Raw genomic sequence first — 18434 nt, forward strand, 5'->3', positions numbered from 1 at the left:
ACAAAACCGCTCAAATTGGATCGAAAAGGTACGAGGGAGCTGTAGCGGACGAATGAGTAGTACTCAATACTGAGATTGTTTGACCCGGGACTATTGACATTTATCGTCCCTCCGATTCGTGGTGTACTTTCATGCTGCCAGCCACGGGTGTTTCTCCAAGAGTGACATTTCCTTGTATTTTGGATAAAATTTCTCTTATATCTGTGACTCCGTGCGGTTTCGGGAATCGTAGGGCTAAGTTTCACTTATCTGGAGGGCAAGCCCGTGTATTCACATGTCTCAAAAATTATGACCGAAAGCCAGCATGAGGTGCAGTTTTACGATCAGGATTCCTTTCTCATAGAAATATTGGGGCGTCACGTTGAAGAAGGTTTGGCATTGGGAGAGTCGGTGCTGCTTCTTACTACTCCACCTCACCGCGAGGCCCTTGTCAATCGTCTGAACGGCCATCGTTTGCTAGAACGGTATATGGAGTTCGATGCGGCTGACACCTTGTCACAGTTTATGGTGCATGGTTGGCCCGATTCTGCAAAGTTTCAGGCCGTCATGGGTCAGTTGCTTCGACAAGCCACCGAAAATGGGAGTGGACGTGTTCGGGTATTTGGTGAAATGGTGGCCATTCTCTGGGAAAGGGGAGAAGCAGCGGCCGCATTGCATCTGGAGTCACTGTGGAATCAGCTTGCAGCCGAACATTCCTTCTCACTTTTATGTGCTTATCCAATACGTGGTTTTTCCAGCCATACCCACACTCATACCTTTCAGAAGATCTGCAGTGCGCATTCGATGGTCAGGCCAGCTGAGAATGCCATCGTTCCCGGGCCGGGTGACCATATGCAGGCCGATACAACTCTTGCCACTTTACAACAAAAAGCCGTTGCTCTGGAAAGTGAGGTGAGGCGTCGGGAGGAACTTCAGCGAACACTCCTGCAACGGGAGGAAGAACTTGCTGATTTTCTGGAGAATGCTGTGGAATGTGTGCATCAGGTCGGCCCGGATGGAAAGATTTTGTGGGCGAATAAAGCCGAACTGACCATGCTTGGCTATGAGGCACATGAATATTTTGGTCATAGTATTACAGAATTCCATGTGGATGAACCTATCATTAACGATATTTTGCAGCGGTTATTACGGGGTGAAACCTTGTGCGACTACCCCTCTAGACTTCGCTGTAAGGACGGGTCGGTCAAAGATGTGTTGATCCATTCGAATGTCCGTTGGGAAAACGGAACATTCCGCTATACGCGGTGCTTTACGAGGGATATTTCGGAACGGAAGCGGATCGAGCAGGAACTCGATCAACGGGTGGAAGAGCGGACCCGGGAGCTCGTGGAATCACAGCAGAAGCTTCGTGCCTTAGCCGCCCAACTCAGTCTTGCTGAACGGCGAGTAAGGAATGAGATTGCCACTGAACTCCATGATTATCTGGCGCAAATGTTAATCGTGACCCGTCTCAAATTGGCCCAGGCCACACAGGAAACTGAAGAACATACGAAAATACGACAGGTCTTGAAAGAAGCCGATGACGTCTTACATGAATCTATTCTTTATACGCGCTCCTTGATGGCCGAACTCAGTCCTCCAATCCTCGAGTTCGGGTTACCCATGGGGCTGCGTTGGCTGGCTGAGAAATTCCAATCCTATCAGCTTACTGTAGAAACCCATATCCCGGATGGCATAGTTTTGAATCTTTCCGAAAGTCAAATCGGGTTGATTTTTCAATCCGTTCGAGAACTGCTCATGAATGTGGTGAAGCATGCCCAGACCGATCGGGCTCAAATATTTCTCCGTCTTCAGGACCATATGCTGTATCTTGAAGTTGTGGATCAAGGGAGAGGATGTGATCAGGCAACCACTCTGACCCCCAATGTCCCACCACTTAATTTAGAGAAATTTGGCTTATTCAGCATTCGTGAACGAATGGAGGCATTGGGTGGGCGGTTTGACTTCCATTCCTCTCTCGATCAGGGGACGCGGGCAAGGCTCCTGCTTCCTCTGGAACCTGTCCAAGATAACCATTGCTCTAGTGAGGGCACTTCCACGGTTATGGCGGCAGTCAGTGATCTTACCAAGAGCATAGATTTGGTGCGGGTGCTGCTGGTCGAAGATCACGCGGTGGTGCGGGAAGGTTTGCGGGGTGTACTGGAAACGTATCCGGATATTGAGGTCGTGGCCGAAGCGGAGGATGGTGAAGCCGCCGTAGCGCAGGCAATAGCGTATGAGCCCGATGTCGTGATCATGGATATTAACATGCCAAAATTGGATGGGATTGAAGCCACCAGGCAAATTAAAGCTCGTTTTCCCAAGACCATCGTGATTGGGTTGTCAGTTCATCAAGCTAATCAAGTGGAGCCGGCGCTCCTGGAGGCCGGCGGTTCGGCCTATGTCACGAAGGAGTCTGCGGCGGCCTGTCTGTATAAGGCCATTCAGAAAGCCATACGATAATACGATGAGTGTAAATTTCATCACCCTGGGATGCGGTCCCAACCCTCTTTCCTACCTTATCTACTATTAGTTTTTACTTCATTCAAAATAATCATCTGGCCGCAATGGGAGCCACGAATGTCTTGTCCTCCAGACCAGCCAGTTCACTTCCACTAGGCAATTCTGGCATGAGGAATCCAGCCCCATCTCCCTCATCGCGGCTTGCCCCACCGTCACACCGTATTCAATCGGGAGTGGATTTGTAGTTGGCATTGAGGCGAGTGGAGCACGTAGCGAACGTTGCCTGCCTTCAGGAAAATGAAATGGTTGGCCGTGCCGCCATTTTTTCCTCGAAAAACGGGCAATTGGTTAAAATGCAAGGGATAAGACAGCTTTGTCATGGCTACATGTATATTCCGGCGGAGCAGAAATTCTTCATGCTGTGGTGAGTATGGAGCAATCCCGCTACAATCCCTGAGGTGAAAATCTTTTACATTATCCTGGTCTGGACCCATCTGATTGCAGCAACCTTCTGGATTGGAGGGATGCTGTTCCTCTCCCTGGTCGCAGTGCCTCTCATGAGACAGGATTCCGACCCTCCTACCGCTCAACGCGGATTTATAAGCCTTGCTCGTCGATTCAGAACCCTCGTATGGAGCGCCCTATTCATTCTGGTGGTGACGGGGTCGGTCCTTCTTGGAAATGTCATCAATTTCCGGGCTCCCCTTTCCTCCTGGCCATCTGTTGTCCTCGTGAAACTGATACTTGTGCTCCTGTTAGCGATGGTTTCCTTCAGTCATGACCGGATAATGGCGCAAAAAGTGCGCACCCTGAAGAGCAAAGCTGCTTCAGAATTATCAGCTGGTGAAAAGTTCCTGCTTCGGTTATCCCCCTTGCTTGGCCGACTGACCCTGTTGTTAGGGTTGGGAGTGCTTTTGTCGGCCGTTATCATGGTGAGATCCTGAGGGTAAGGATCTGGAATCCGGGAATGGAATAAAAAAAAGGGAGAGGTCTTGTGGACCTCTCCCTTATTATCGGACGTAGAGAGTGATCGTTAGAATCGGCTGCGCCGTTTTCCTCCAAAATCTCCTCCGCCTCCGCCACTGCCACCGAATCCACCACGGCCGCCTCCGCCGCCACCGGTTCGTGGGGCTTGAGGTTTGGCCTCGTTCACCGTCAATGTGCGGCCACCAAACTCCGTAGAGTTCAATGCTGCAATTGCGGCTTGTGCTTCCTCTCCGGTAGACATTTCAACAAATCCGAACCCGCGCGATTGGCCGGTGAATTTGTCGCTAATGACGTTAGCTGATTCGACGGTGCCGTGTGCCGAAAACAGGTCGGTTAATTCTGCTTGAGTCGCTGAATACGGCAACCCACCTACATACAATTTTGAACCCATGGGGTTCCTCCTTTTAAAAAGATGATATTGTCTGATGCTCGAGAAGGGTAAAACATTTGGAAGAGGTAGGCCACGGACGCTGTTTCTACGCCACTCAGGTCAGACACTTCCGAGTTATTCTCTCGGGCTAAACAACACCGGTTACGGGCTTGAGTGATTGAACTCTCAAAGCTAAGCCCAGGGCGATGAGTTGAAAAAATCGTAGCACACAAGGGAAGTAAAAGATAGTAGCGGAAAAATGGCACTATTACCTATTTATCGGGTAGATCGGATGGTGCTATCCGGAATGGCCGGCATACCCCCGGTATACTTCAGGGTTGTACGGTTCCGCCGGTGACGCGTTCCAGTTCGGTCAGGGCAATCGAGAGATCGTATTTGGCTTGCGCGTAGTCTACTTGTGTTTGCCGTAAGACCCGTTGGGCATCCAGCACATCCAACAGACTGGCTTCTCCGAATTTAAAGCTGACTTGGGCGATACGTAGCGCCTCTTGTGCCTGCTTGAGCAGTCCCTTTTCGTATGTGGCAATTTGTGCGGCCGCGGCTTGAGAAAGTTGGATCTGCTGGGCAATGCCTTTGAGAAGGTCCTGCTTGGCCCGAAGGAGGCTCGCTTCCCGTTGTCGCAAGGCGCCTTTGGCTTGGGCGATATCTCCCTGTCGTTGATTCCAGACCGGAAAAGGAATGGAAACCCCAGCGATATAGGCTTCCCGCCCTGCGTCTCGTTGGTATCCTCCACTCAGTGTCACATCGGGCACGCGAGCCTGTTGCTCCTGACGGTGGGTGTGCTGCGCTTGTGCTATCAGTTTTTTCCATTTGGTAATGATGGGATGGTTCGCCAGAGTCTGCTCCGAGAGTGTATCGAGGTGTAAGGCTCCAGGCCAGACGGCGAAATCGCCTTGAATGGAGAAATCAAGCCCCAATGCCCCGGCAGTGAGACTATTTAATGAGGCTTGGATAGACTGGACGACCCCCCTGGTCCGGGCGACTTCTTTTTGAACTTTCATGCTCTCTACCTGGATTTTCACGGAATCAAAAGGGGGTGCTTCACCGGCGTCGACGCGACGAATCACGGCTTTTCGGACTTCTTCCATCGTCCGGACATTTTGGATGGCCGTCGCCGTTTGACGTTCGGCGAATAAGAGGTCATAGAAAGCCTGTTTGGTTGCGGCAATCAAATTCAGTTTGGCTTCTTCTTTTGAGGCCAGGGCTCCGTCCAGGCCTGCCTGGGCTGCCTGTTGGCGTGCCGCCCGTTTCCCCGGCCATTCGATAGGCTGATAGAGGGTGGCATATCGTTCAGTGAGGGTAATGCCGGTAGGATCTCTGACGGTTCCACGTCCACTCTGAACCCATAGCGTGGGGTTGGGATAAGCGGAGGCAGAGATTTTGTCTCCTTCCCTTTGTTCGATGACTCCCTCACTTTCATTCATAAGGGGATTTTTCTCTAAGGCCATGGCCAGAATATCTTGCAGACTATAGGTCGGGGCCGCAGCCTGTGGTGTGGTGTCAGTCGCTGCCAACACGGGTTGCCAGCAGAGACCGTATAGCATGATGAGGCAAATGATCTGTTTGAACCACATGACATGTTCCCTTCTTGTGACAACACCATCCTGCTCAGGTTGAGATGGTGCTGGTGTGAGACTGATTGGGTATGGCTGGTTGTTGGTTGGAACGGCAGACGGTGCCGTACAACGCTGGAATAATAAATAGGGTCAAGGCCGTGGACGTGATCAAACCGCCGATCACGACTGTGGCCAGAGGCCGTTGGACCTCCGCTCCCATACTGGTGTCGACGGCCATCGGTAAAAACCCCAGACTTGCGACGAGGGCGGTCATCAAGACAGGGCGAAGACGATCCATGGCTCCCTGTGCCACAGCGTCCCGGGTCGGAAGCCCCTCGGTTTCAAGTCTTTGGATACGGCTTACCAATACGACACCGTTTAAGACTGCGATTCCGAAAAGGGCCACGCAACCGATTACCGCCGAGATACTCAACGGAAGGCCTCGAATCCAAAGGGCAAAAATCCCCCCCGACAGAGCGAGGGGCACATTCAAAAATATGAGGAAGGCCGGACGAATTGTTCCAAAAATCACCGATAGAATGGCGATGATAAGCAGTAAGGTAATCGGCACCACGACGGCCAGTCGGCGTGACGCTTCTTCGAGATGTTTAAATTGTCCGCCCCACTCCAGATAGTACCCTGGGGGGAGGGCCACGCGGTCGCGAATCATTTGTTGGGCTTCGGTGACGAAGGAACCCAGATCCCGACCACGGATATTGGCTTCGACTACCAGCCGGCGTTGAATATCCTGTCGACTAACCTGCGCAGGTCCTTCATCGACTTTGATGGTGGCCACGCGGGACAACGGAACCAGTTCCCCATGCGGGGTGGGGATCAGGAGATTGCCAAGCGCCACCGGACCGGCCGATGCATTGTCTGAGAGGCGGACGATCAGATCAAAGCGGCGTTGTCCCTGAAAGACGGTTCCAACCGTCTGGCCCACTCGTGCAGTTTCAATGATGTTTAACACGTTTTTGGCGTTCAACCCGTATCGCCCGATTTGATCACGGTCCACGATCACCCGAATCCTGGGGACGCCGGTTACTTGTTCCGCTTTCACATCGGCAGCGCCGGGCACCTGTTCGAGTGCACGTGCCACCAAATCTCCTTGATGGCGTAAGACCTCAAGATCCTCCCCGAAAATTTTGATAGCGAGGTCGGAACGGGTGCCGGCAATGAGTTCATTGAATCGCATCTCAATCGGTTGCGTAAAGCTCAGACCAACACCGGGAACCGCTTCAAGAACAGCCGTTTTGAATGTGTCGATCAACGCCTCTTTAGAGGTGGCCGTGGTCCAGTGGTCTTCCGGCTTGAGGACAACAAAGACATCAGATAGTTCAATGCCCATCACGTCCGTGGCCACTTCCGGACTTCCGGTTCTCGTTACTACCTGGACGACTTCAGGAAATTTCCGCAAGGCCCGTTCTACCTCCAAGGCCGTTTGCACTGATTCAGTCATGGAGACGCTGGGGAGGCGCCACACTTGAATGGCCATATCCCCTTCCTCTAATCGAGGAACAAATTCGATCCCTAAGCGCGATCCAATCACCAGACTGAGGGCAAACAGCACGATGCCTGGAGTCACGACCCATGCCGGCCGGTTTAAGGACAGGTTTAACCAGGGTTGATAAAGTCGTCGGGCATGCCGAATGAGCCAGGTTTCTTCATGATTCGGTCTGGCGCGTGCGAACCAATAGGCCAGTACCGGCACGCCTCCTACCGCAAAGAGGAGTGAAGCTGCCAGGGCAAAAATGACGGTCATAGCCATGGGCCGAAACATTTTGCCTTCCAACCCAACCAAGGACAAAATGGGAAGATACACGACGATAATAATGCCGACCGCAAACACAATGGGTCTTAACACTTCCCGTGCCGCACTCTGAATCGTTGCCAGTTTGTCTTCCTTCGACTGGCTGGCGACCTTCCCGAGCTTTCGCAGAATATTATCGATCATGACGACCGATCCATCCACCAGCAGTCCAAAGTCAATCGCCCCCAGGCTCATCAGATTTCCGGAGATGCCGGCGTGATACATGCCGGTAAACGCCACCAGCATGGAAAGAGGTATGGCCAAGGCCACAATAAATCCGGCCCGCACGTCTCCTAGAAATGAAAAGAGAATCGCGATGACCAGCAGACCTCCTTCGAGTAAATTATTTCTGACGGTGTTGATGACTTTGGAAACAAAAAGGGTCCGGTCATAATAGGGTTCAATCAGGACACCCGGCGGAAGCGTCGCTTGAATCTCCTTGATCCGTTCCTTCACTCGTTCGACGACCTGCTGAGCATTGGCGCCTGCCAGCATTTGAACCATCCCGATGACCGTTTCTCCCTCCCCCATCCGCGTGGCCGCGCCTATCCGCAATGCGGCGCCTTCTTTGACTTCTCCAATATCCCTAACGAAAATGGGCACACCACCCGGCCCATGACTCACGACGATTTGTTCTAAATCGGCAAGCGTTGAAGCCAGGGCCTCCCCTTTGATGAGGTAAAGTTCCCGCTCATGTTCTATGTAGCCGCCGCCCGCGAGGGCATTGTTCTGTTCAAGTGCTTCAAACACCGTCTGTAAGGTGAGATTGAATGCCAGGAGCTTGCTGGGGTCGACGACCACTTGAAATTGTTTGGTCTCTCCGCCCCAAATATTGACTTCCACCACGCCTGGAACGGTCCGGATCCGCCTGCCGATATCCCATTCCAGAAGCGTCCTCAAGAACATGGGACTGTGTCCTTCCCCTCTGAGTGTAAATTGGTAGACTTCACCCAGGCCGGTTGAGAGTGGACCCATCACCGGGCGTCCATAGACGGCGGGAATGCGCTCAGTTGCTAACGCCAGGCGCTCGTTGACGAGTTGCCGGACAAAATAGAGATCAAGGTGTTCCTCAAAAATTGCGGTCACTGCTGAGAGTCCATACCGTGAAACCGAACGCACTTCCAACAATCCCGGTATCCCGTTCAGCGCGGTTTCAACAGGAAACGTGATGAATTGTTCCACCTCAATCGGACCGAGCGCGGGGGAACGGGTGAGAATCTGCACCTGGACAGGGGTGAGATCGGGAACCGCATCGATGGTGAGATTGGTCAGCGACCACATTCCGGAGGCGCTGACCAAAAGCAAGGCGACGATGGTAAAAAATCGATATCGAAGTGAGAGTGTGAGAAGACGTTCCATGGAATTATAGGGTTACCATCATTTGACTATTTGCGGGGAATACGAAAGAAGAGAACCTGATTCGTCAGGCATGCCTTGATAGATAACACTCATATTTGTGCGCCCGCTCCACGTTTTCACCCACGGTGATGGTGGTTAATGTTCATGAGCGGAGGGTTTCATGATGGCGTTTTTCAGGTCGAAGACACCTTCGGTGACCACGTGTTCTCCCAATTTTATGCCCCGTTTGATTTCCACAAGTCCCCCGCCTTCCTGGCCGGTTTCGACAAAGACAAAATCGTATCCGTCGCCTCGTTGAACGAACACGCCGCGCACGCCCTCTACCATCGTCAAGGCCGATAGAGGAATGGATAAGACGGGCTGTTGTTGATCGATCAACCGCACGTCCACATATTCATTGGGCTTAAGCCGGCCATTAGAATTCTCAACGTCGAACCGCACGCGAATGGTGCGGGTAGTGGCATCTGCGACCGGAGCAATATAGGTGAGCCGGGCCGTGATGGGCTCTCCACCACGGGGAAGGACCTCGCCTTGATCGCCTTCCTTGAAACGACGGGCATGTTCGATTGGCAGATTGGCAAACACCCACACCTGACTGGTATCCACAATTTCAAAGAACTCGTCTCCTGCCGCTACGCCCTGACCCAGGACGATTTTTTGATTCACGACGGTTCCACTAAGAGGGGCCCGGAGCAAATATTTGTGGCCCTCCAAATGGCTCCCATGCTCCATTTGTTGGAGTTCCTGTGGGCTGAGCCCCATGTTCAGGAGCTTTTCCCGGACGTGTTGATAGACGGCCTGGGCTTCAATCTGCTGTCCACGGTCTTCCAGAAACCGACGTTGAGAAATAATGTTTTCAGCCAGGAGTTGTTTGGTTCGCTTAAAGTTGCTGGAGGCCACATCCAATTTGGATTTGGCCACCAGGTATTCCTGGACTAATTCATCCAAGCGCATGCTTTCAACCGCCGCGAGCGGCTGATCTTTTTTCACCCGATCCCCTAATTGCACCATAACCTTATCCACTTGCCCGGGGATGCGAGAGGAAACTTTTGCCACGTGGGAGAGATCAAGGGCGACATGTCCCGGAGCCGAAACCGAATGCGGGGTCGGGCGTTCTTTAACTTCTTCAATTCGGATGCGTTGCCGCGCTTGTTCAGGGACATGGTCCGCGTGAAGGGGTTGTCCAGGAGAAAGAGAGAGATCGGGGGAGGAAGCCGTTGCGTCTGTGTCCGGTAGGCTGTCAGTTGGTGGCTGGGTGTCGGAACATCCCATCGTGAACAGCCCGATAAGACAAAAAACAAGAAGACAACTCCCGTGTCTGTTATTCAGATTCTTCATGGATGATCCATGTGGACAAAAGATCTCCTACGACAAAATACTACCATGGTGCTCATGTCGGTCCTGGTTCCTCCCAGGTTGGGAGTGTCATTGTGAATGTGGTGCCGTGTCCTACTTGACTCTGTGCATGAATAGTTCCTCCGTGGGCTTCGATAATCTCCTTGACGATCGCCAACCCCAGGCCTGTTCCTCCTGATTGGCGATCCCGTGCCTGGTCGATTCGATAGAATCGCCCAAAAAGGTGAGGAAGATGTTGGGAATCAATTCCCGGCCCGGTGTCCTCCACAGATAACCGGATGGATCTATCCTGAGACCAGACTCGGACGGTGATGGTTCCATCTGGAGGTGTATGCCGGAGCGCATTATCCAGGAGATTGATCAGGGCTTGTTTGAGCTGTGAAGCATCTCCCATGAGAGGAGGGACAGGCGCAAACTCGGTCTGCAGATGGATACCCCCTTCATGAGCTAACACCGACAACTCGGTCACGATTTCTTTAACAAGAGGCGGGAGGTCAAGGGTTTGCAATACGAGTGGGGGGCGGTCGCCGGCGAATTGTGCCAGGGTGAGGAGGGATTTGGTCATGGTGCTGAGTCGGTCGACTTCAGCCAGGTTGGAGAGAATGGTCTCCCGGTATTCCTCTGCCGACCGAGCCCGTTGCAAGCTGACCTCAAAATTGCCTTTCATCGCCGTTAACGGGGTTTTCAGTTCATGGGCCGCATCGGCCACGAAGCGACGTTGTCCTTCGAAGACCTGCTGCAAGCGGTCCAACATGCCGTTAAAGGTGTGGGCCAGGCGTTGAAATTCGGCGTAGGGCGAGCTGAGTGTGAGGCGTGTGGAAAGCGTCTGCCCGGATACGGCTTCTGCTGTCTGACTTAAAGCGTTGACGGGAGCCAGGGCTTCATCGGCCAATCGTCCGCTTCCCCATAAGGCAAACAGAAGGGAAATCGCGAAGGTGCCACAGAGTAGCCAGGCCAACCACTGAAGGGTTTCCTGAACAAATTGCAAGGATTTTTCCGTTTGTAAAATGAACCGTCCATGGTCTTCAATGACGAGCGGAATAGAGATTCGGCGAATGGGCGGATGATCCGGTTTGTGAAAGGTTTCAAAAACGGTTTCTCCATTGAGGACCTGCATGATAAGTTGGGATGTCACAGGAAGGCGGTTCTCCGTGCTCTGTCCACGCCAGAGAATTCGGCCGGTAGAATCCAGGATGGCACTGTAGCGGATAGCCTCCTGTAGCTCTTCTTCGTCATCAAATTCTTCCAATTCGTCTTCTTCATGTTGCCGGTGAGGAGACACATGAACATGGTCGGTCGCCAGGTCCACGCGGAGGCTTTCCTCCTGTGCGAGTGCCATCAGTTCTCCATCGATATGGCGGTGTAAAATAGTGGATAGGCCCAGATACAGGATCAGGCTGAAGAGGCCTAGGAGGATCACAATAAAACCCAAGGCCACACGACGTATGCGCGTGCGAAAGGCCTGCATAGTTTAGGCGTCCGGTATTTTTAAGACATAGCCGATCCCTCGTACAGTATGGATCAGCTGTGGAGAAAAATCCCGATCCATTTTGCTGCGCAAGGTTTTAATGTGCACATCCACAATATTAGTGATGGACTCATAGTGAATGTCCCACACGTGTTCGGTAATGGCTGTTCGGGTTAATACCCGTCCCACATTTCTCATGAGATATTCCAAAAGTGAATATTCCTTGTTGGTCAGGATGATGGTTTGGCCTGCCCGTGAAACACGGTGGGTCACCGGATCAAGCTCCAGGTCCGCAATCGTGAGGCGAGGTGTGGGGAGGCCACTGCCACGACGGAGAAGCGCTCTGAGACGTGCCAATAATTCGGCAAAGGCAAACGGTTTCGTCAAATAATCATCTGCGCCGGTATCCAGGCCGGTCACTCGATCTTCAATGGCCTCCCGTGCGGTCAAGAGAAGGATCGGGGTCGCGTGGCGCTTCGCTCGAAGCCGGCGGCAGACGTCAATGCCGTTCATTTTAGGGAGCATAATATCCAGAATGATCACGTCATAGTGCGTGGTCTCGGCCATGGCCAATCCCATCTCACCGTCGGTGGCGAGATCCACAGCATATTGCTCCTCCCGCAAGCCTTTCACAATAAACCCGGACACACTTGAATCATCTTCTACTAAGAGAATACGCATTGATTTCCCACTGAAAATTAAAATCGGCAGGGGCGGGTGTCCTTCGGCACATTATAGGAGAACTCCCAACAATCCCAAAGTCACGAAGGCATGCGTCCCGTGCGTCTCAATCATCGATTCGGCAATTCCGGCCTCAGCCGCTTCCTCTGCCCGATGGCCGGCCATGGCGGCAGCCCCGCCTCCGAGAAAACCGAGAATGAGAGGCCATAAGGGGCCGTCACGGAAATTCTCACATTTGAGCCAGACTCCTGCGGCATCCAATCGCATACTGGTGAAGAGCGAGGCGTTGGGGAAAGGAACTAACATGGATTGTCATGGCAACTCAAACATGATTTCCCCTGCATGTCGAAAGTGTGGTGAAACGAGAGAAGGCCCCATGCCCTCTTGCGAATGGGGCCTTGCTGGTTTCTTAGGATTTTTCGGGATCCTTGTGAGAAGCGCCATTCTCGTGCCCGTCCTCGTCCTCGAGTTCAGAGCTCAAAACTTTTCCCGATTGGGCGTCAATCTCAAACTCCCTAATCTCACCGGAAGCGTTGACGATTTCGACCTCATACATTACCTTCCCGTCTTCACTTTCCAGCTCGGCTTCCAGCACCTTCCCTGGAAATTGAGTCGTCGCAGTTTTGATGGCTTCTTCCATGGTGACCGAGGCGCTCAGGTTGGCCGCGGCCGCTTTGTCTTTGCCATCCTGACTCATGGCCAATCCAACGGAAGTCAATAACAACGCTGTGGCGCCCAATAAACTGATTGTGTGTAACCGCTTCATGATACATCCTCCTTGGTGAAAAATTAATGGAAGCAACCGGCTGTTCATGAATACAGCATAGATTGTCTACATGAAGGCCATATGAAGCGGACATGAAAGATTCTTCATCTAGAGAGAATAACATGAGCCAAAATAGGCCCCTGTCGGCCTATGCGGAAAGGCGGAAAGGCCTCTATTGGCAGGGGAACATGCGTTGTCGATTAAATCCGAAAGTGTGCGCCAATATGGCGGCAGGGAAAATCCGGCCTAGACGTTGAACTTGAAATGGCAGACGTCGCCGTCTTTGACGATGTAATCTTTGCCTTCTGAGCGGATCAGGCCCTTCTCACGCAGGGCGGCTTCCGACTTGTATCTGTCGATGTCCGCAAAGGCGTAAATGTCGGCCTTGATAAAGCCCTTCTCAAAGTCGGTGTGGATGACGCCGGCGGCCTGTGGTGCCTTGGCTCCGATAGGAATGGTCCAGGCTCGGACCTCCTGCACTCCGGAGGTGAGGAACGAGCAGAGCCCGAGTGTTTTATAAGCGGCAACAACGACCTTCTCCAAGCCGCTCTGCTCCATGCCCAAATCTTTCATGAAAATTTCGCGGTCTTCGCCGGACAGCTGGGCGATTTCGCTTTCAAGTTTGCCACAGATCACGACCGATTCCGAGCCGCGCTCCTTTGCGAAGGCATGAAAATCCGCAAGGGTGGCCGGATCCGGATTCTCATCGGTATTCCCGACATAGAGCACGGGCATAGTCGTGAGCAGGAAAAAGTTTTTGAGGACTTCCGGCTCAAGGCCCAGCGCTCGCGCGGGTTTACCCGCTTCGAGGCCGTTTTTCAGAATATCGAGCACCACAAGGGCCTCTTTCGAAGCCTTATCTCCGGACCTCGCCTTGGCGGCGACCTTGTCGTACTGTTTGGTGAGACTGTCCAGGTCCGCAAGCATTAGTTCAGTTTCAATCACCTCGATATCACGACGATAGTCCACGCCGCCCATGGTGTGCACCACATCGGGATCCTGAAAGAGTCGCACCATGTGGAGGATGGCGTCGACTTCCCGAATATTCGCAAGGAATTTATTTCCCAGCCCTTCGCCCTGAGAGGCGCCTTTAACCAGACCGGCGATATCGACGAAACGGCAGGAAGTTGGCACGGTTTTCTTAGGTTTGACCAACTCGGTCAGGCGCCCAAGACGCGCGTCAGGAACGGCCACGACGCCGACGTTGGGCTCGATAGTCGTAAACGGATAGTTCGATGCGGCCGCGTTTCCAGAGGTCAACGCGTTAAAAATCGTAGATTTGCCGACGTTGGGTAGACCGACGATGCCAATTTCCATAGGAAATGCAAGGTATCAAATTAGAAGCCTGCAGGTCCTTGAGCCAAAAGGCCTATACGTACCCGCTCAGGGCTCTCGTCATAAAATTTCTCGAAAGGTGAATAATTTTTCTGCCGTTTCTCCGTACCCTATCTAGAAGTTGAAACGGAAAACTGTATACCGATCTATTCAGGCATGGAGAAACCGGGATGTTCCGGTGATTTCAGAATGGCAACTTTTGAATGTAGCCACAGGTGTATAGCGTTTTTTGAAATTCCACTTCAGGCCGTTTGTCCAGAGATCCAGTGGACGGCATGATCTTAGGAAGACCGTATGGACAATGGGTTTTCCAGCCAGAACACGCATGGTAAGGGGTCTGTGAAGAGAGGGGATGATAGTCCTTTATGAACAGTAAGCCAACCAACTGTTGCGGTGCAGGTTTGCCCATGAAATTTCCATCCGGCTCCGGATTCGAACAGAGCGTCCCCTCAAAACGGGCAGTTCATGAAATTGATGAGGAATTGAGGAACGGATCTTTTCGGCTTTCTCCTTTCCAAAGCCGCGTAGCCAACCGCTTGATTTTTCTTGACTTAATTCGTTGGTTGAAGAAAAATTAATTAAGCTGTGCAGTCGTTGCGATTTGAGATGTGGGCAGGAGAATGAATGCGGAAAAGCCTCGCGGCACCGTTGATTCATTATCGTCCTGCACAAGAGGTTCAACTGCATTCATCATGAAATCCCAATGGAACTGATGATATTGAGGAAAACACCACTCCGCAGGAAAGGCGGATCAGGCTCACACTTCTTAGGGTTTCTCTGATTCCGGAAAAATTGTTCATCATGGCAGGAAGGAGACTTCATGCAGAATGAGAAAAACCAGATTGTGTCCGGTATTCTCAAAGCCAGGGCGGAATTGGAACAGGTATTGTATGACCTGGAAAAACTGCCGGTCGTCAGTGAAAGTGCAGTTCATTTTGCCGCCCATGCATTGAATAACTTTCTCACCGTGGTCGGGGGCACAGTCGAATTGCTCTTATTAGTGCTGGCGAAACATCCGGACGACCAGGTTCGCACCGGGCTTGAAGCGTTGCAGCATGCCACTCAATTGATGATGCACACCGTCAGCCAAATGGTGAATGCCGAGACAGGACGGGATGCGACGCTACGCTTCGAAAAGGTGGAACTGCCGATCATGGCCCAGCGGTTTCGCATCTTTTATCAACGCATTGCGGATCAAAAACAGATTCAGTGTCTCTCGGTAGCCCCTGCGGATGTTCCTTCGGTGTGGACGGATCGGGTGGCGACGGCCGCTGCGCTGGATAACTTATTTTCGAACGCGGTGAAGTACTCACCACCCGGGAGGCGGATCTGGGTCGAAGTGGAGCCTCAGGATGATTGGGTGATTTGCCGTGTACGCGATGAAGGCCCCGGCCTGAGTTTGGAAGACCAGGCCAAACTCTTCCAACCCGGGATTCAACTCACTCCGAGGCCCACGGCAGGAGAGTCTTCAACGGGATACGGTTTGGCGGTCGCGAAGGAACTGATCGAGAAGGTGGGGGGGCAGATTTGGTGTGAGAGCGTGGTTGGTCAGGGGGCCTGTTTCTCCTTTCGTCTTCCACAATACCGGGAAGCCGTGCATGGATCGGGGATGACCCAGTCAGGCCGGCAAGAGGGAAAGGAGCGCAGGGACTGACCCGAATGCCGGAGCTGGGCGTGGCCCCCGCAGCATGAGTTCCCTTCACGGCTCACGGGGGTGGCCCAGACAGGTGTAGGCTTGAGTTGGGAGTCAGCCTAGCTTATGACCTTTCGCAACAATGTCGCCGCGTTTCTTTGGGGCTTTTCGGCAATGTTCCTGGTGCTTGTTGGGGCCATGACATATGTGTTGATCCGCCACGGAACACCAGTCGGCTATTCTCCGATCATCGTCACTGGCGCGATGGCCCTCTTCTGGGTTGGTGCGGTGGGTTTCACCGCATATTCCAACAGCAAACATTGCCTTCGTGTCACCTTCCAATCCGGCTCACATGACTTCATTACATGGCACTTCCCGTTTAGTAAGAAAGAAAGAATTGTGGCGCGAACCGACATCGCTCCTGCAACAGTGGTCGAGTCAACTGACGATGAGGGTGCCCCATACTTCTACGCTCGCGTGCCGATTCAGGATGGAACGATGATAGATATCGCAGAGGGTCACCATCGGGCGTCCTGTGAAGCGACTTGTATACGCTTCAACGCGATATTGGGGCCGCGCTCGACCCAAGCAATGGTGTGAGGGAATGGCGAGAAGGTCTTACTTGTGTTCTCAGTAAGGCCCTTGAAGGAGAAACTCCTATGAAATCGAAACAATGCATCCTGTTCCCGCTTCTGACCCTCATCGCCTTGTTCCTTGGTTCGTCCCCGGCCTTTGCGGGTGGGGAAACCGCAAAGGCCGGGCTCGGGAAAGCGCAAGCATCTGCGGTTAAATGGCAGGCGGACGCGGTTCTGGTCCAAATCATCACCGTCTCAGGAAATATGGACGGCACTGCGGAGAAATGGAGCTTTCTCTTCCATTCACCTCAGGCCAAGAAGAGTTACAAGGTGGACGTGAAGGACAGCAAAATCGACCAAACACTTGAAGTGTCGCCGAGTTTCACCGATGCGGTGGATGGAGACTTCATTGACAGTGCCCAGGCGATGGCAGAAGCGAAAAAGAAAGGGCTCAAAGGGAAGAAAAGAGCCATGATGACCCTCCACGCCATGCTCCAAGGCACCAAAAGCCAGGGCGCCTATTGGAATATTGTGAGTGATCAGGCGGAAGGCAGGAGCACCCTCATTAGGGCTGAGACCGGAAAGTTCTTCAGACATCAGCCACTCAAGTAGATGGTAGTGAAGCCTTTAGAAGCTAACCACATTAGCTTTTCCATCTAATTATTGTTGTGCCTTACAATAGAAGAATAAAATCGGCAACTCCACGGAGTTAATCTAAGAATGGCTAGAAGGAACAGAAGGGGACTACGTCTTCCAATTATAACTATAGGTCCTTTTGAATCTATGGCAGGCGATTCTAAAGTATTAGAAAATGGAAAAGATGAAGATTACGTCACAGTAATGCGTTTTGTGCTCCCTCTTGATGAGGAAGAATTCGTGCCAGAGACCTATTCTGTTACTAGTGCTGCTTGGGATTCGCCTATTGAAATCAAGCTTTATCAAATAGAAGATGCATCTGAAGATCAAATATTTCAATGGGGAAAAATGTTTTCTTTAGGTGCAAATATGCAACTTCAAAATTTGCCATTTTCTATTTTTTCAGACAATCGAGGTAAGTATCCCTGCTTTTTTGCTCAGATAGTGTTTCCATTTCGATTGAATGATTGGCGGAATCCAAGTCAAGAAAAGATAGAACAAAAAAATTTAACAGGCATATATAGCAAAGACAAACTTTTGGCTTTGGAAATACTAAATAAATTATTTGCTAGTGAAAAATATTCAAAAGACGTGCGTCTCCTGGAATACGAGGATGTAACGAATTTTGTCGAAACGTATTTTCTGAAAGGTCATTCTCAAGCCCATTTATATCAGCATCTCATCCTACTAGATTCGAGAAATGCTTTTGAGGAAGGTATCGAAGAATTCTTAGGTGATGACCTATGGAACCATGTTTCTGGATTTGTGAGAAAAAAAGAAGGGGAAGACATAAATACCGAAGCTGATTTACATGAAATCGTAATGGAAGTCATTATAGATATCATCAAGCATCAGATAGAAAATAGAAACTGGATACAGGCTTTTTGGAATGATCCACATAAAACTAAGATCAAAGGGAAAATGATATCTATCCCTAAACAACCAAAAAGGGAACCTTCCATACAACCAACCTTACAAGTATTGCTTTGTATCTCATTGAACCCCTTGGGAGTCCACGTAGAAAGAGAAACTGCCGAGGGGGTTGGGTCACTTGATTTTAAATGTTTATTCACCACAAAAGATGGTACCCCACTATGTGTGCTGGTTGAATTTAAATTGGCACATGGAGATATTAAGCACGGTTTAGAGAAGCAATTGCCAGCCTACCTTACTGCCAATAAATCCAATCACGGTATATATTTGATAATGTGGTTTAAAGATGAGGAAGGCCGCGTTTTTAAAAAGCCACAGGGGCGCACCAAAATGGAGGTTATCGCACAGCTCAACCAGATTGCAGAGTCAATTTACCAAGAGAAGGGATTCATTATTACTACAGAAATGATAGATGCCTCAGTCAGACCATCAGCTTCAAAGTTGTAGTTCACAATAATGAGAGACCCAACAACGGCTTGTCTTTGACTGCCTATCATCAAGTTTTC

General features: G+C 51.5%; 15 protein-coding genes. 6 read left to right on the plus strand and 9 right to left on the minus strand.

The features are described 5' to 3' along the window. Window positions 1-264: 264 nt before the first annotated feature. Both PP769_RS09320 and PP769_RS09325 read left to right on the plus strand, forming a co-directional pair. A complete protein-coding gene (locus PP769_RS09320) occupies window positions 265-2442 on the plus strand; it encodes a response regulator (RefSeq protein WP_312646834.1) in 2178 nt (725 codons plus the stop codon). Window positions 2443-2900: 458 nt separating this feature from the next. Further along, window positions 2901-3386 carry a hypothetical protein gene (locus PP769_RS09325; RefSeq protein WP_312646835.1) on the plus strand — a complete coding sequence of 162 codons (486 nt, stop codon included), beginning with the start codon at window positions 2901-2903 and terminating at the stop codon, window positions 3384-3386. An 89-nt stretch (window positions 3387-3475) separates the two neighbouring features. Here the strand turns inward: PP769_RS09325 and rbp are convergent, their stop codons facing one another. The 9 genes from rbp to ychF all read right to left on the minus strand — a co-directional run bounded on the left by rbp (window position 3476) and on the right by ychF (window position 14133). Beyond that, complete coding sequence (gene rbp / locus PP769_RS09330) at window positions 3476-3820, minus strand: RNA-binding regulator (RefSeq protein ID WP_312646836.1); 345 nt, start codon at window positions 3818-3820, stop codon at window positions 3476-3478. Window positions 3821-4131: 311 nt separating this feature from the next. Further along, complete coding sequence (locus PP769_RS09335) at window positions 4132-5394, minus strand: TolC family protein (protein WP_312646837.1); 1263 nt, start codon at window positions 5392-5394, stop codon at window positions 4132-4134. A 34-nt stretch (window positions 5395-5428) separates the two neighbouring features. Then, complete coding sequence (locus PP769_RS09340) at window positions 5429-8545, minus strand: efflux RND transporter permease subunit (protein ID WP_312646838.1); 3117 nt, start codon at window positions 8543-8545, stop codon at window positions 5429-5431. A gap of 135 nt (window positions 8546-8680) precedes the next feature. Beyond that, window positions 8681-9883 carry an efflux RND transporter periplasmic adaptor subunit gene (locus PP769_RS09345; RefSeq protein ID WP_312646840.1) on the minus strand — a complete coding sequence of 401 codons (1203 nt, stop codon included), beginning with the start codon at window positions 9881-9883 and terminating at the stop codon, window positions 8681-8683. Between the two features lie 52 nt (window positions 9884-9935). Further along, window positions 9936-11369, minus strand: a complete 1434-nt coding sequence (locus PP769_RS09350) for a sensor histidine kinase (RefSeq protein WP_312646842.1) — start codon at window positions 11367-11369, stop codon at window positions 9936-9938. A gap of 3 nt (window positions 11370-11372) precedes the next feature. Next, complete coding sequence (locus PP769_RS09355; RefSeq protein ID WP_312646843.1) at window positions 11373-12050, minus strand: response regulator; 678 nt, start codon at window positions 12048-12050, stop codon at window positions 11373-11375. 51 nt (window positions 12051-12101) lie between these two features. Continuing rightward, window positions 12102-12356, minus strand: a complete 255-nt coding sequence (locus tag PP769_RS09360; RefSeq protein WP_312646844.1) for a DUF2231 domain-containing protein — start codon at window positions 12354-12356, stop codon at window positions 12102-12104. A gap of 103 nt (window positions 12357-12459) precedes the next feature. Continuing rightward, entirely contained in the window at window positions 12460-12816 is a 357-nt protein-coding gene (locus PP769_RS09365) for a PepSY domain-containing protein (protein WP_312646845.1), read from the minus strand. Between the two features lie 246 nt (window positions 12817-13062). Next, window positions 13063-14133, minus strand: a complete 1071-nt coding sequence (gene ychF, locus PP769_RS09370) for a redox-regulated ATPase YchF (protein ID WP_312646847.1) — start codon at window positions 14131-14133, stop codon at window positions 13063-13065. 838 nt (window positions 14134-14971) lie between these two features. Here ychF and PP769_RS09375 point away from each other — a divergent pair. The 4 genes from PP769_RS09375 to PP769_RS09390 all read left to right on the plus strand — a co-directional run bounded on the left by PP769_RS09375 (window position 14972) and on the right by PP769_RS09390 (window position 18375). Then, window positions 14972-15805 (plus strand): sensor histidine kinase, encoded by an 834-nt coding sequence (locus PP769_RS09375; RefSeq protein ID WP_312646849.1) that lies wholly within the window; start codon window positions 14972-14974, stop codon window positions 15803-15805. Between the two features lie 105 nt (window positions 15806-15910). Then, window positions 15911-16384 carry a hypothetical protein gene (locus tag PP769_RS09380; protein ID WP_312646850.1) on the plus strand — a complete coding sequence of 158 codons (474 nt, stop codon included), beginning with the start codon at window positions 15911-15913 and terminating at the stop codon, window positions 16382-16384. A gap of 59 nt (window positions 16385-16443) precedes the next feature. After that, window positions 16444-16971, plus strand: coding sequence for a hypothetical protein (locus PP769_RS09385; RefSeq protein WP_312646851.1), 528 nt, complete (start codon window positions 16444-16446; stop codon window positions 16969-16971). A 171-nt stretch (window positions 16972-17142) separates the two neighbouring features. After that, window positions 17143-18375 carry a DUF8371 domain-containing protein gene (locus PP769_RS09390; protein ID WP_312646853.1) on the plus strand — a complete coding sequence of 411 codons (1233 nt, stop codon included), beginning with the start codon at window positions 17143-17145 and terminating at the stop codon, window positions 18373-18375. Window positions 18376-18434 lie beyond the last annotated feature (59 nt).

It is taken from the genome of Candidatus Nitrospira allomarina (genome assembly GCF_032050975.1).
Lineage (GTDB): Bacteria > Nitrospirota > Nitrospiria > Nitrospirales > UBA8639 > Nitrospira_E > Nitrospira_E allomarina.

What these genes read in the sequence shown, in the direction of transcription:
- rbp (WP_312646836.1), bottom strand. Translation starts at nt 3,820, where the DNA reads ATGGGTTCAAAATTGTATGTAGGTGGGTTGCCGTATTCAGCGACTCAA.
- PP769_RS09335 (WP_312646837.1), bottom strand. Translation starts at nt 5,394, where the DNA reads ATGTGGTTCAAACAGATCATTTGCCTCATCATGCTATACGGTCTCTGC.
- PP769_RS09340 (WP_312646838.1), bottom strand. Translation starts at nt 8,545, where the DNA reads ATGGAACGTCTTCTCACACTCTCACTTCGATATCGATTTTTTACCATC.
- PP769_RS09345 (WP_312646840.1), bottom strand. Translation starts at nt 9,883, where the DNA reads ATGAAGAATCTGAATAACAGACACGGGAGTTGTCTTCTTGTTTTTTGT.
- PP769_RS09350 (WP_312646842.1), bottom strand. Translation starts at nt 11,369, where the DNA reads ATGCAGGCCTTTCGCACGCGCATACGTCGTGTGGCCTTGGGTTTTATT.
- PP769_RS09355 (WP_312646843.1), bottom strand. Translation starts at nt 12,050, where the DNA reads ATGCGTATTCTCTTAGTAGAAGATGATTCAAGTGTGTCCGGGTTTATT.
- PP769_RS09360 (WP_312646844.1), bottom strand. Translation starts at nt 12,356, where the DNA reads ATGTTAGTTCCTTTCCCCAACGCCTCGCTCTTCACCAGTATGCGATTG.
- PP769_RS09365 (WP_312646845.1), bottom strand. Translation starts at nt 12,816, where the DNA reads ATGAAGCGGTTACACACAATCAGTTTATTGGGCGCCACAGCGTTGTTA.
- ychF (WP_312646847.1), bottom strand. Translation starts at nt 14,133, where the DNA reads ATGGAAATTGGCATCGTCGGTCTACCCAACGTCGGCAAATCTACGATT.
- PP769_RS09375 (WP_312646849.1), top strand. Translation starts at nt 14,972, where the DNA reads ATGCAGAATGAGAAAAACCAGATTGTGTCCGGTATTCTCAAAGCCAGG.
- PP769_RS09380 (WP_312646850.1), top strand. Translation starts at nt 15,911, where the DNA reads ATGACCTTTCGCAACAATGTCGCCGCGTTTCTTTGGGGCTTTTCGGCA.
- PP769_RS09385 (WP_312646851.1), top strand. Translation starts at nt 16,444, where the DNA reads ATGAAATCGAAACAATGCATCCTGTTCCCGCTTCTGACCCTCATCGCC.
- PP769_RS09390 (WP_312646853.1), top strand. Translation starts at nt 17,143, where the DNA reads ATGGCAGGCGATTCTAAAGTATTAGAAAATGGAAAAGATGAAGATTAC.